We start from the raw sequence: 14,087 nt of genomic DNA, 5'->3' as shown, positions 1-14,087 counted from the left end.
CGGTGAAAGCAATGTCTGTTCAATGGGGAATTGAACTTCTGAAAAGTATCGGTCTGTTTTTTTTGCACCCGATGTTCTGGTTTTTTATCATCATAAGTCTCGCATGCGGATATTTGCGGATCAAACGTGAACGCCATACGTTTCATACAAAAATCGCGGATATGTATGACGAGCTTATCTTTACATACATAAAAGGACTTATACCGGGTATTCTTCTCTCCATATTATTTTTTGGACTGGGAATTTCGATTCCATTCGGTCTTCTCGGCATAATCGCGGCCGTGACGGCTTTAGCTTCGCTGACGTTCCGTATGAATTGGCTGTCATCAGCTTATATTGTCAGCGCCGGCATGTTCATTGCGTTTCTCCTTCAGTATACCCACACAGTGCCGTTTGCGGATCGGTTTCCGCAGGCATTCGGCGTGAATTGGGCATCGGCGGCCGTGTTTATGGGCCTTTTGATTATCACGGAGGGAGCGGCTGCCTGCCGTTCAGCGCATCTGAAAACATCTCCGGCGCTTGTCGTCAGCAGCAGAGGACTGCCCATCGGCCGACAATTGGCGAATCGCGCATGGCTGCTTCCGCTTTTCTTATTGGTGCCGGGCAGCGGGCTTGAGTCACACCTTTCTTGGTGGCCTGTCTTTACCGTGCCGGGCGGCTCTTTCCATTTGATCTGGATTCCTTATATCGCCGGCTTCGGACAGCGTGTGCAGGGGTCACTTCCGGAAGTCAGCATAAGGATAACGGCGAAACGTGTCATGATTCTCGGGGTTATCGTGACCGCATTCGGGGCAGCGGCCCTTTGGTGGACTCCGCTTGCCGGAGCTGCCGCTTGTATTGCGGTGCTCGGACGCCTGTTTTTATCATTAAGACAGCGGCTGAACGATAACGCGGCTCCGTTTTATTTCTCTAAGCGGGATCAGGGCTTAATGGTGCTCGGCATCATTCCGAATACACCCGCGGACGATCTTGAGCTGAAGATCGGTGAGATTATTACGAAAGTAAACGGCATCCCCGTGAAGCATGTGTCGGATTTTTATGAAGCACTTCAAAAAAACCGCGCATTTGTAAAAATGGAGATCATCGGCCTGAACGGTGAGATCCGGTTTGATCAGCGCGCGTCCTATGAAGGCGAACATCATGAATTAGGTATTTTATTCGTGCAGGATGAACACGAGCACGAAGAAATGACAGCATTATAATGTGATTTTTCATAATTATTCGGAATAGTTTCAAGAACTCCTAAACTAGATTTCAAAATAAAACAGCTAAGAAAATTATATTTTCTTAGCTGTTTTATTTTGAAATAATAAAAAAATAAATGAAGGAGAGGTATGGCTTATTGGAAAGGTTATTGCTAACTCCAAAACCTTTAGAAGATGAATCTTTAGCAGGATATATATTAAGAATAACTGATTATAATGGTTATGTTGGATAGGGGGAGTACATTATAAAAAAGCTTTTACTTAAGAGATTACCATTGATTTCACTTGGAGTTATAGCTTACATACTGACAAAATACGCGCAGAACCATCAGGATTGGGCGGAAAAATACAGTAGGTCTGTATATCCGTTATTGTCAAAAATAGTAGGATTTGTACCTTCTTGGGTCAAGTTTTCTGTTAGTGAATGGCTCGTCGTGTTGGTTGTGTTACTTTTTCTATTTTATATCGTTTATTATGTGCGCAAGGTTATCATGAGTAAAGGTGTACGTAGGATGGTAGTTTATCGTGGTGCTCTAGGAATCGTTACGATCTGTAGCGTGATATATTTTTGTTATACTATTTTGGGTGGAATAAACTATCACAGATATTCTTTTTTGTCTCATACCGAATATAAAGAAGAGAACTACAGCAAGGAAGAACTGGTTAAATTGAGTAAGTCGCTTGCCGTTGAAATGGAATTGGCAAGGGGAAAGTTAGCGGATACTGATCTTTTGGCTCATGTACCAGAGGTTTTTGATTATTATGCACAACACGCAGTGTTCTCGATGCAAATGTTATCAAAGAAATATCCTGTTTTGGAGCATTCATATTCAACACCAAAACCAGTGGTGATGTCAAAACTAATGTCGCATGCAGGGATACATGGTATTTTTGTCCCTTTTACTTATGAATCCAATATCAATGTTAATGTGCCAGTTTTTTTGGTGCCTGCTACTATGGCGCATGAATTGGCACATCAGAGTGGTTTCATGCATGAGGATGAGGCTAATTTTATAGCTTATCTGGCATGTAAGCAGCAGGATGATCCAATGATACTATACAGTGGTTTATTTCTGGCATTTGATTATTCTATATCTGAGCTAAAGAAAGTGGATCCAGATAAGGCGTCTGATATAATGTCCAGTCTGTCCAAAGCGGTGCGGCATGATATAGAACAAAATGAGCAGTACCGGGATAAGTATGAGGGTGTTATTTCAAGTATTTCAAGAAATGTAAATGATGTATATCTGAAGGCAAATAATCAGACAGACGGTTTGAATAGCTATAGTGATATGGTGAATTTGTTGCTGGCAGAGCAGCGAGAGATAGAGAAGCACAATTAAATGTATCTTGAATACTTATAGGTTTATATAGTAATGATAGTGGGCTCAAGTTGAACATAGGAGTGAGTGAAATAAATAAAATAAAAGTATTTCCTATTCCATATGCTGGAGCGTCGGTAAATGCATATTATGAATGGAAAAAACTACTGCCGGATAGATATGAATTGTGTATATGTGAATTGGCTGGAAGAGGAACTCGATTCACAGAGCCTTGTTACCAGTCTGTTGGTGAAGCAAGTGAAGATATCGCCAAAAGAATAAGTGAACAATTAGAATATGACGATGAATATGTTATATTTGGACACAGCATGGGAGCCTTATTGACTTATGAGATATATTATAAACTTAAGCAAATGGGAACTAAGGAACCAAGGCATCTGTTTTTTTCTGGGCGAGATGCTCCACATATTTTTGAAAAGAGAGAAGACATTGAAAATATGACTAATGAAACTTTCTTGACAAAGGTGGAACAATATGGGGGAATACCAGAGGAGTTTTATACAAAAGAGATTATGGATATGTTTCTTCCGATTTTGCGAGCAGATTTTATAATTTTGGACAATTATAAGTTTCAGCCCAAAGCAGAAAAAATAAGTTGTGGAGTAAGCGTTTTTTATGCGGATAGCGATTTTTCGACTCATATCAATGAAATGCATAAATGGAGTGAAGTTGTTGAAGGAAACGTGAAATTTCATAAGTTTAAAGGAGAACATTTTTTTTTTGAATCGGTATCCTAATGATATTGTAAATACTATTGTTAAAGATACAGAGACTCAAAATATTTACCAGGCCACCCACCTGGATCGCCTGGAAATACGGGGGTAATCTCCCCCATTAATTCTATTTTGAATTAATTCAAATGAGAGAAACGTTAAAGTCTCAAGTAGTGGTGTAAAAAAGAACTGTGCCTTTTGACAAGGGAAGCCACGGTATGATTCTACTAAAGTGACGCGACTCAACTTTAGAAGGAGGATCAATGTGTTTTGAAATATTATATTTAAAATAAATTTTATCAGTCTGAGAATCCTTCAATGATTGTTACTTAATTTTGCTTAATTATAAAAGTAATATTCAATAATTGTTTTAGGTAGGTTTTAGTAAGGAGAATTATGAAAAAAATTAAGAAAAAACATTGGAAATAATAAGCTTTCAGTTTTATTAATTATGAAAAATCACATATAAAAAGCCCGGTGCCGCTAACAACACAGCGGCCGGGCTTTTTTTACGGCCGGATTACGGCGCAAGCGGCCGAACTTGATCTGAGCTCTTAGCGATTTACATTTCCCTTTTCTCTTTTAAATAAAAAGATTCTCATAGAGCAAACGGCGTTGCGATACTCTATGCCGCGGGGAGTGCGGTGACACTTTGAGAGAGAAAATGAAGAAGGAAAACTAGAAAAGGTTCCGGAAAGCGGGTGCTCACGGAACCTTTTTTGTTTACGCCGAATGGCTTTTTTTCGTATCAACGGTTTCGCCGGATTTAATTCCAAGCGATACGAACAAGCCGATCACAGAAACTCCGATCAATATGATAAACAGAATATGAAACCCGGAGATTAAACCGATCAGTGCTGAAGAAATAATGCTTCCGAAATAACGGAAGGTGGAGAAAATCCCGGATGCGATGCCGGACATGCCCGGTTCTACCGTCGCAAGAGAAGATACCTGCATGCTCGTCAGCCCCGCACCTAACGCGATGCCTCCGACTATAAGCGATGCCATAAGAAACGGAACGGAATGGGAATAAACCAAAAGCAAAAATAAGAGATTGGCTACGGCCATCAGCCCGAAGGACAGAAAAATCATTCTTCGCGCGCCCCATTTCTGATGCAGCTGAGCTCCGCCCCAGTTGCTGGCGGACATGAAAACAGAAAAGACTGACAGCGCCATGCCGCTGTGCGACGTGTTCATGCTGAAGTGGCCGGTCATAAAGAGCGGCATAATCAATAACACGGCGTACATCATTAAATTGCTTAACAGAACCGACAGATTGGCGCTCGTAAAGGTCGTGTTTTTAAACAGGTCAAAATCAATAATCGGATGTTTCGTGCGCAGCTCCCGCCTGAAAAATAGCGGAACAAATACGAGAATGAGCAGTGCGTACACCCAATAGCCCAAAGAGCTTTCATTTTTCGTCAGAAGAATAATAGATACAATGCTTCCGGCAAGCAAAACGGACCCGATGATATCAAGCGGAGCGTCAGACGTTTCTTCTTTATATTTAGGAAACATCACTAATGCCGTCACAAGTGCGATTGCAAGAAACGGAATGTTGACCCAAAAGATCGAATGCCAGCTGAAGCTCTCAATTAAAAGAGAGCCGATAAACGGACCGAGAGCCGCGCCAAGCCCGGCACCGAGGCCGAAAAAGCCGAATACTTTCGGAAGCCGTTTTTCAGACACGACATGGCGGATGATGGCGATGCTGTTTGGCGTAAGCAAAGCGCCGCCGGCAGCCTGAAGCGCCCGGAAGAAAATCAATAAGAAAAGACTTGGCGAGAGGGCGCACCCCAATGATGCGATGAGAAAAAGGCCGACGCCCCATAAATACATTTTTTTGTTTCCGTACATATCACCGAGTTTGCCGGCAATGGGCTGTGTCACGGCCATCACGATTAAATACACGGTCACTACCCATGTGATGCTGGCAATTGATTCGCTGAATGAGCGGGAAATGGATGAAAGGGCGACTGCGATCATCGTAGAATTGATAGGAACGAGTATGGCTCCCAGCAAAAGCGAAACGATCAGCGCCCATTCTTTCTTTGAACCCATCCTTCATCCTCCTTGGAGCCGGAAAATGACCGGCCGGTAATGCCTTTCATGAAAATCTCAGTGCTGTGTTTCAGCATCGTTTCCTCAGAGAGAGTAATGACTCTTTTCCCCAGCTGCAGCCGGTGTATAAAATAACCGAAAATCATCGTCATAAAGACGTCTGCATTAGCTTCTTCACTGCCGGGGCTTATCATATTTTTCTTTGTCAGCTCCTTAAAGTAAACGATTAAATGCTTTTTCACGGATTGCGGATATACGACAATATCCTGCAGGACGTCTTCGAACAGTTCCGGTTCGCGCAGGCAGATGCGGAACACTTCTTTTTTTTGTTCCAATTGCTGAAGAAGGGTCGCCGCGAAATGAAGAAGATCCTCATACAGATCGCCTTCCGCCTTAGTGATCATGCTTTCCGGAACCGGCGTCTGCTGTTCAATCATGGCTTTCATTAATCCTTGTTTGTTTTTAAAATTACGGAAAATCGTTGCTTCGCTTACTTTTGCTTTTTCTGCGATTTCTTTTGTTGTCGCTGCGCGGTATCCTTTTTGGATGATCAAATTCATCGCGGCGTCAATAATTCTCTTGTTCGTCGTTCTCAACATGTTTCACCTCGCGTAAATACTGGCAGGACAAGTATACACCCGCCCTGCCCGTCAATAAAGAGGGAAACCTAGCATGAAGCGCGTTTGACAATCGTAATCTTGCCGTTTGTCCCGTCCACCGTGACGATATCTCCGTCGTTGAGCCTGTCAGTCGCGGCACGTGTGCCGAGAACGGCCGGGAGCCCGTATTCCCTCGCGATGATCGCCGCATGTGACAGGATGCCGCCCGTGTCCGTAATGACGGCCTTTGCATCCTGGAACAGACTGGTCCACAGCGGTGTCGTCATTTTGCAGACAAGCACGTCTCCTGTTGAAAAACGGGAAAATTCACTTGCGTCACGAATGACTTTCACCGGGCCGCTTGCGATTCCGCTTGACGCCGCAAGTCCGTAAATTTGATGTTCAGTGTTTTTTTCATCTTCTGTGATGGAGCCGGTAATCTGTTCAGCCGTTTTCAGCTGTTCCGAAGTCGGAGTCCCGAGATAAGCGGGGGCTTCAAGCAATTGATATTGCTGGAAGAGCTGTTTTCGTTCAGCGGCTTTTTCCTGCATCGGAACCGGCGACACGAGTGCTTTCTCGACTTCATCGCTGTATAAGTACCACATATCCTCCCGATCATCGATTACGCCTTGTTTTTGAAGCAGCTCGCCGATTTTCAGAAGGCAAAGGCGCGCTTTGGCGTCCAGCATCGCATCAATATAAAAATGGTGATCATCTTTGATGACGGATGAAGACAATGTCCACTGATAATAGCGGTCAAACGTCTCCCGGAAGCCGTCATCTTCAATTCTATCCATAAAGTCGGCGTAGAGCTGTTTTCGTTTTTCTATCGTTTTATGAAACTCACTGTCAAAATCGTATCCGTTCCGGACATAGTTCTGAATGTTGGCCAAAGCGAAATAAGGGTTTTCCGCCCAAGTTTCTTCAATGAGATCATGACTTTTCACAGATCTCCAGCCGTATTCCTGTAAAAATTCACCGACTTGTTCGAGAAAGCGTTTTCCCTCATTTGATTGCAGAAGCGTCTGATGCAGCTCATCGGCATGAGAAACCGTAAAGACGCGCTGCAGCTCAGGGCTGTCTTTTACTTGTCCGGAAAGCAGCCAGAGCTGTCTGTCGGTCTCCAATGACTTATTCATGACGCCAGCCAGCATTTCGTACAGAAGGGAGGTGTTTTCTTTCTCAACCTGTCCGTACATAGATTCCAGCATCATGTTTAACGCAACCTGCGGAAAGATAATATTGAAATGTTCTGCGTATCCTTTTAAATAGAAGTCTTGCAGGTTTCGGAACGCATCAAGGGCAGTCTCCGGCGTATGATGGTCTGTATGCGCCAGTTCGTCCAGCTTTTGATAAAAAGGCAGAAAGGTTTCCTGAATAATATCGTACATACGGTCAGCCAAAACGGGGAAAAGCGCTTCTAACTGTTCTGCAGGCAGCTTGTCGTCCGTCTTATGCTGTCTGGAAAAAACACGGCCCTGATGAAGTTTGACACGCTCGATTTCGATGCCCATTACAGGGAATGCCTTCGTGCTCTCTTTGAGGCCGTATTCCAAAGCCGGCACAATGAGTGAGGCGAATAACGGGCTGACGGGGCCTTCTATATTGGCCTCCATATTGAGCCAAAAATCTTTCTGATCCCGGGGCGTCATGATAAATTCCCGTTCTTCGTCTGCCGCTTTCTGATCCTGCACGATCGTTGTAATCGGCCTGGCCTGAAGCAGATACAGCTTATTTTCGGCAAATCCGAATTCAAGATCCACGGGATAACCGTACAGTTCTTCCGTCTTTATCGTCAGCATGGCAAGCTCTTTGATGCTCTCGTCATCAAGGCAGAAGCGGCTTCTCATGTCAGCGGTCGTCTCTTTTTCCGTCACGCCTTCGTCTTTAGAAACGATATACATTTCTTTTAAGCCGATTTCTTTTTCAATCTGAAATGTGTCTTTATTGACGATAAATGTGTCGGGCGTCACGCTGCCGGAGACGATTGCTTCTCCGAGACCGTAGCTCGCGCTGATCATCAGTTCTCCGTCATCGTGTGTGACGGGGTTGCGGCTGAAAATGACTCCTGAAACCTCGGAATTGATCAGCCCTTGCACGACAACGCCCATTAACGGTTCTGCGGTGTCATTGTTCATTTTCTCTTTATAGCCGCTGACCCGCGCCGAGAAGAAGGAAGCCCAGCATTCTTTCACTTTTCCGAGAAACTCTTCTTCTGTTTTGATATTTAAATAGGTTTCGTACTGGCCTGCGAAAGAAGCCCCTTCAAGATCTTCGGACGCGGAGGAGGAACGTACGGCGACAGAGGCGTATGATTCTCTCAATTCATAAAACGACGCGGTCAGTTCCTCCCGAAGCTCTTTTGAAAACGTGCCGTTCATAATGGCGCGCTCCATCTGTTCCTGATCTGCTTGAAGCCCGTTGTCTTCCATAAAACGTGTCAGGGCATTCGTCTGAATGATAAAACCGCCGGGAACGGGCAGCCCGTTTTTCGTCAGTTTAATCAGGTTCATTCCTTTTGCTCCTGCAGAGCGGCTCGATTCTTCCGCTTTTTGAAATCGCACTGAATACATGCGGCATGACCCCCTTTTTTTCTTCATCCAAGAAAAATGATAGTAAACACTATCATTACATTGTAAAGAGGGAGGAAGAAACTGTCAAAGATACAAAGACCTAAACCTTCTCATCCTTTCGGCTGAAGAAAGGTAATTCGGTTCATCTGGTTAATGGTTCAATGGATTTATATTCACATTTTTTTTGACAGATGATTGAAGACTGCTGAAAAAGGGTATTGTGATAGCAGGGGAACGATTGTCCGATTCTTCATTTTTTACTATAATCAGATGAGATGAAGAATTCCCGAGGAGGGTTTTTGTGATTACAAAAGCCGTTTTTGCATTATGTTTCCCTTTTATGCTGGTCGTCCTTTTTACGCGCGTCACGTTTAACCACTATGTGGCGATCGCTCTCACAGCCGCACTGCTTTTCGCATCCTATTTAAAGGGTTACACCGAAACGTATTTTATCGTTGGATTGGATGTCGTATCGCTGGTGGCCGGAGGGCTGTACATGGCCAAAAAAGAAGCAGACAAAAAGAAAGACAATGCCTGACATGGTGAATATGAAATAGAATGCCTGCTTTTACGCCATAAAAGCAGGTTTTTTATACAAAAATTGACTTGGTAAAAATAAACCATCGAACTTTAGTTCGTATTTTTAGTGATTTTGCCCGTCATTGTGTTACTATATCAATAGGAAGATTTCGTAAAGAAACGGAGGCTTTTTTGTGAAAGATCGTTTTGAGTTAGTCTCGAAATATCAGCCCCAGGGAGATCAGCCGCAAGCGATTGAGAAGCTTGTCAAAGGCATACAGGAAGGCAGAAAACACCAGACTCTCCTGGGTGCGACAGGGACGGGCAAAACCTTTACCGTGTCCAATCTGATTAAAGAAGTGAATAAACCGACACTGGTCATTGCCCATAACAAAACCCTTGCCGGACAGCTGTACAGCGAGTTTAAGGAGTTTTTCCCGAACAACGCTGTCGAATATTTTGTCAGCTATTACGATTACTATCAGCCGGAGGCGTACGTGCCTCAAACGGATACTTTTATAGAGAAAGACGCAAGCATTAATGATGAAATTGATAAACTGAGACACTCCGCGACATCCTCTCTGTTTGAACGGAGAGATGTCATTATTATCGCAAGTGTGTCATGCATATACGGTCTCGGTTCGCCTGAAGAATACCGGGAGATGGTTGTGTCGCTCAGACCGGAAATGGAGATTGAGCGGAACGAGCTGCTGAGAAAGCTTGTGGATATCCAGTATGCCCGCAATGATATCGACTTTCAGCGCGGGACGTTCCGCGTGCGCGGAGACGTTGTGGAAATCTTCCCGGCTTCCCGTGACGAACATTGTATCAGAGTGGAATTTTTCGGAGATGAAATTGAGCGGATCAGAGAGGTCGACGCTTTGACAGGAGAAATTCTCGGCGACCGTGACCATGTCGCGATTTTCCCGGCTTCCCACTTCGTCACCCGGGCGGAAAAGATGGAAAAAGCGATTCTGAATATTGAACAGGAGCTTGAGGAGCGCTTGAAAGTGATGCACGAAAACGGCAAGCTCCTTGAAGCGCAGCGGCTTGAGCAGCGGACGAGATACGATCTTGAAATGATGCGGGAAATGGGTTTTTGCTCAGGGATCGAGAACTATTCAAGACATTTGACACTCCGTCCGCCGGGCTCTACGCCATATACGCTGCTTGATTATTTTCCGGACGATTTTATGATTGTCGTTGATGAATCACATGTGACGATTCCGCAGGTGCGCGGCATGTTCAACGGTGACCAGGCGAGAAAACAGGTGCTTGTCGATCACGGGTTCCGCCTGCCGTCAGCGCTTGACAACCGTCCGCTCCGTTTCGAGGAATTTGAGAAACACATGCACAATATCGTGTACGTGTCGGCGACTCCGGGACCGTATGAAATTGAGCATACGCCGGAAATGATCGAGCAGATCATCAGACCGACGGGACTCCTCGATCCCCTCATTGACGTCCGGCCGATCGAAGGACAGATTGATGATCTGATCGGTGAGATTCAGGCGAGGATAGAACGGAATGAACGCGTTCTCGTGACGACTTTAACGAAAAAAATGTCAGAGGATCTGACCGATTATCTCAAGGAAATCGGTATCAAGGTCAATTATCTGCATTCCGAGATTAAGACGCTTGAACGGATTGAAATCATCCGTGATCTCCGCCTCGGAAAACATGATGTGTTAATCGGCATCAACCTGCTGAGGGAAGGGCTTGATATTCCGGAAGTGTCACTTGTCGCCATTCTCGATGCGGATAAAGAAGGCTTCCTCCGTTCTGAACGTTCGCTGATTCAGACGATCGGACGGGCGGCACGAAACGCGGAAGGCCGCGTCATCATGTATGCCGATAAAATCACGAATTCGATGGAAATCGCGATTAATGAAACGAAGCGCCGCCGGGAACAGCAGGAGCGCTTTAACGAAATTCACGGCATTACGCCGCAAACGATCAATAAGGAAATCCGCGATGTGATCCGCGCGACGCAGGCCGCTGAGGATAAAGAAGAATATAAAACAAAAGCCGCGCCTAAACTGGCGAAGATGACGAAGAAAGAACGCCAGAAAGTCGTTGAGCAAATGGAGCACGAAATGAAAGAAGCGGCCAGAGCGCTTGATTTCGAGCGGGCGGCAGAGTTTCGTGATTTACTGTTAGAGCTTAAAGCGGAAGGATGATGAACACATGGCAATTGACCGGATCGAGGTGAAAGGCGCAAGGGCGCACAATTTAAAAAACATTGATGTAACGATTCCGCGGGATCAGCTCGTCGTCGTGACGGGGCTGTCCGGATCGGGAAAATCATCCCTTGCCTTTGACACCATTTACGCGGAAGGACAGAGGCGGTATGTTGAATCGCTTTCTGCCTATGCGCGCCAATTTTTAGGGCAGATGGATAAGCCGGACGTTGATGCGATCGAAGGGCTTTCTCCGGCGATCAGCATTGACCAGAAAACGACAAGCCGCAATCCGCGGTCAACCGTCGGAACGGTAACGGAGATTTATGATTATCTCCGGCTGCTGTACGCGAGAGTCGGGAAACCGCACTGCCCGGAGCACGGCATTGAAATTACGTCGCAAACGATTGAACAGATGGTTGACCGGATTCTTGAATATCCGGAGCGGACGAAGCTTCAAGTGCTTGCGCCGATCATCTCAGGCAGAAAAGGCGCCCATGTCAAAGTGCTTGACCAAATCAGAAAGCAAGGTTACGTAAGGGTGCGGATTGACGGAGAAATGGCCGAGCTTTCCGACGATATTGAACTTGAAAAAAACAAAAAGCATTCCATTGAAGTAGTCATTGACCGGATCGTTGTCAAGGAAGGGGTTGCCGCCCGGCTTTCCGACTCGCTGGAAACCGCGCTCCGCTTAGGGGAAGGCCGTGTCATGATAGATGTCATCGGTCAGGAGGAGCTGATGTTCAGCGAGCATCACGCCTGTCCGCTGTGCGGTTTTTCTATCGGAGAGCTTGAACCCCGGCTGTTTTCGTTTAACAGCCCGTTCGGCGCCTGTCCGACTTGCGACGGTCTCGGTTTGAAGCTGGAAGTGGACCCTGAGCTCGTCATCCCCAATCCCGAGCTGTCATTAAAGGAACACGCCATCGCGCCGTGGACGCCGATCAGTTCACAATATTATCCGCAGCTGCTTCAGGCGGTCTGCCGCCATTACGGCATTGATATGGAGACTCCGGTCAAAGACCTGCCGAAGCATCAGCTTGATAAAGTGCTGTACGGCAGCGGCAATGAACGGATTTACTTTAAATACGAGAATGATTTCGGACAAGTGCGCGAAAATGAAATTGAATTTGAAGGTGTGCTGCGTAATATTGAGAGACGGTATAAAGAGACAAGCTCCGATTATATCCGTGAACAGATGGAGCAGTACATGTCACAGAAATCGTGCCCGACGTGCAAAGGCTACCGGCTGAAGAAAGAAGCGCTTGCCGTTTTGGTCAACGGGCGCCATATCGGAACCATTACGGAGCTTTCTGTCGGCGACGCGCTTGAATTTTTCAAAAACCTGACGCTGTCTGAGAAAGATATGCAGATTGCCGATTTAATTTTAAGAGAGATTGTAGAGCGGCTCAGCTTCTTAGATAAAGTGGGTCTTGATTATCTGACGCTGAGCCGGGCGGCGGGCACGCTGTCAGGCGGAGAAGCCCAGCGCATCAGGCTTGCGACGCAGATCGGCTCCCGTTTGTCAGGCGTCCTGTACATTCTTGATGAGCCGTCCATCGGCCTTCACCAGCGTGACAATGACCGTCTGATCAGCGCGCTGAAAAACATGAGGGATCTCGGCAACACACTGATTGTCGTGGAGCATGATGAGGATACGATGATGGCTGCCGATTATTTGATAGATATCGGTCCGGGCGCCGGCATTCACGGCGGCCGCGTCATATCGGCGGGGACGCCAGAAGAAGTGATGAATGATGCGGACTCTCTGACCGGACGCTATTTGTCAGGGGCTCAATTCATCCCGATGCCTCCGGAGAGAAGAAAGCCTGACGGCCGGTTCATTGAAATCAAAGGCGCTTCAGAAAACAACCTGAAAAAAGCGAACGCCAAATTCCCGCTCGGCACTTTTACGGCGGTGACAGGTGTGTCCGGTTCCGGAAAAAGCACGCTTGTGAATGAAATTCTGCATAAGGCGCTTGCGCAAAAGCTTCATAAAGCCAAAGCGAAACCGGGAAGCCATAAAGAAATCAAAGGCCTCGACCACCTTGATAAGGTGATCGACATCGACCAGGCGCCGATCGGCCGGACACCGAGATCAAACCCGGCAACTTATACGGGCGTGTTTGATGATATCCGCGATGTATTCGCGCAGACAAATGAAGCAAAGGTGCGCGGCTATAAAAAAGGCCGGTTCAGTTTTAATGTAAAAGGCGGGCGCTGTGAGGCCTGCCGCGGCGACGGCATCATCAAAATTGAGATGCATTTCCTTCCTGACGTGTACGTCCCGTGTGAAGTGTGCCACGGCAAACGTTACAACCGGGAGACGCTGGAGGTCACATACAAAGGAAAAAGCATTTCTGACGTTCTGGATATGACGGTGGAAGATGCTCTGTCTTTCTTTGAAAATATCCCGAAAATCAAACGCAAGCTTCAAACGCTTGCCGATGTCGGACTCGGGTATGTGACGCTCGGCCAGCCGGCGACGACGCTGTCAGGCGGAGAAGCGCAGCGCGTTAAGCTCGCTTCCGAACTGCATAAGCGATCCACCGGCCGGACGCTGTATATTCTGGACGAACCGACGACAGGCCTCCACGTTGATGATATCGCAAGGCTTTTGGTTGTGCTTCAAAGACTCGTCGATAACGGTGATACCGTTTTGGTCATTGAACACAATCTCGACATCATTAAAACGGCGGACTACATCGTAGACCTGGGACCTGAAGGCGGAGCGGGCGGCGGCACGATCGTAGCCTCCGGGACGCCTGAAGAAGTTGTCGAAGTGAAAGAATCATATACGGGCCGCTATCTGAAACCGGTAATGGAACGTGATAAAAAACGGATGAAAACATTGCTGGCTGAAAAAGAAACGGCAGCCACATAATAGATCAATAAAA

General features: G+C 46.3%; 9 protein-coding genes. 6 read left to right on the top strand and 3 right to left on the bottom strand.

The genetic code is table 11. The features are described from left to right. The first annotated feature begins 11 nt into the window (after positions 1-11). From NSQ37_RS02260 to NSQ37_RS02250, 3 genes are all read left to right on the top strand, one after another. Positions 12-1,202, top strand: coding sequence for a S1C family serine protease (locus NSQ37_RS02260; RefSeq protein WP_007407459.1), 1,191 nt, complete (start codon positions 12-14; stop codon positions 1,200-1,202). 278 nt (positions 1,203-1,480) lie between these two features. Further along, the gene (locus NSQ37_RS02255; protein WP_327943406.1) at positions 1,481-2,548 is read left to right on the top strand and encodes a DUF3810 domain-containing protein; all 1,068 of its coding nucleotides are present in this window, start codon (positions 1,481-1,483) and stop codon (positions 2,546-2,548) included. Positions 2,549-2,598: 50 nt separating this feature from the next. Then, positions 2,599-3,285 (top strand): thioesterase II family protein, encoded by a 687-nt coding sequence (locus tag NSQ37_RS02250; protein WP_341123160.1) that lies wholly within the window; start codon positions 2,599-2,601, stop codon positions 3,283-3,285. A 699-nt stretch (positions 3,286-3,984) separates the two neighbouring features. On the opposite strand, the gene NSQ37_RS02245 is transcribed toward NSQ37_RS02250, so the two are convergent. The 3 genes from NSQ37_RS02245 to NSQ37_RS02235 form a co-directional block, all read right to left on the bottom strand. After that, positions 3,985-5,322, bottom strand: a complete 1,338-nt coding sequence (locus NSQ37_RS02245) for an MFS transporter (RefSeq protein ID WP_341123159.1) — start codon at positions 5,320-5,322, stop codon at positions 3,985-3,987. Beyond that, positions 5,295-5,918 (bottom strand): TetR/AcrR family transcriptional regulator, encoded by a 624-nt coding sequence (locus NSQ37_RS02240; RefSeq protein ID WP_015240677.1) that lies wholly within the window; start codon positions 5,916-5,918, stop codon positions 5,295-5,297. The genes NSQ37_RS02245 and NSQ37_RS02240 overlap by 28 nt, the downstream gene beginning before the upstream one ends. Before the next feature lie 71 nt (positions 5,919-5,989). Further along, complete coding sequence (locus NSQ37_RS02235; RefSeq protein WP_337681158.1) at positions 5,990-8,494, bottom strand: PEP/pyruvate-binding domain-containing protein; 2,505 nt, start codon at positions 8,492-8,494, stop codon at positions 5,990-5,992. A gap of 301 nt (positions 8,495-8,795) precedes the next feature. Here NSQ37_RS02235 and NSQ37_RS02230 point away from each other — a divergent pair, with 301 nt between their 5' ends. The 3 genes from NSQ37_RS02230 (at position 8,796) to uvrA (ending at position 14,074) form a co-directional block, all read left to right on the top strand. Then, positions 8,796-9,032, top strand: coding sequence for a CsbA family protein (locus NSQ37_RS02230; protein WP_003151438.1), 237 nt, complete (start codon positions 8,796-8,798; stop codon positions 9,030-9,032). 175 nt (positions 9,033-9,207) lie between these two features. Then, positions 9,208-11,193 carry an excinuclease ABC subunit UvrB gene (gene uvrB, locus NSQ37_RS02225; RefSeq protein ID WP_341123158.1) on the top strand — a complete coding sequence of 662 codons (1,986 nt, stop codon included), beginning with the start codon at positions 9,208-9,210 and terminating at the stop codon, positions 11,191-11,193. 7 nt (positions 11,194-11,200) lie between these two features. After that, positions 11,201-14,074, top strand: coding sequence for an excinuclease ABC subunit UvrA (gene uvrA, locus NSQ37_RS02220; protein ID WP_020954334.1), 2,874 nt, complete (start codon positions 11,201-11,203; stop codon positions 14,072-14,074). The last annotated feature ends 13 nt before the right edge of the window (positions 14,075-14,087 follow it).

The organism is Bacillus sp. FSL P4-0334, assembly GCF_038004825.1.
GTDB lineage: Bacteria > Bacillota > Bacilli > Bacillales > Bacillaceae > Bacillus > Bacillus velezensis.
The sequence above is the reverse complement of the archived record's forward strand: the minus strand, read 5'-3'. Positions and strand labels throughout refer to the sequence as shown.

What these genes read in the sequence shown, in the direction of transcription:
- NSQ37_RS02260 (WP_007407459.1), top strand. Translation starts at nt 12, where the DNA reads ATGTCTGTTCAATGGGGAATTGAACTTCTGAAAAGTATCGGTCTGTTT.
- NSQ37_RS02245 (WP_341123159.1), bottom strand. Translation starts at nt 5,322, where the DNA reads ATGGGTTCAAAGAAAGAATGGGCGCTGATCGTTTCGCTTTTGCTGGGA.
- NSQ37_RS02235 (WP_337681158.1), bottom strand. Translation starts at nt 8,494, where the DNA reads ATGTATTCAGTGCGATTTCAAAAAGCGGAAGAATCGAGCCGCTCTGCA.
- uvrA (WP_020954334.1), top strand. Translation starts at nt 11,201, where the DNA reads ATGGCAATTGACCGGATCGAGGTGAAAGGCGCAAGGGCGCACAATTTA.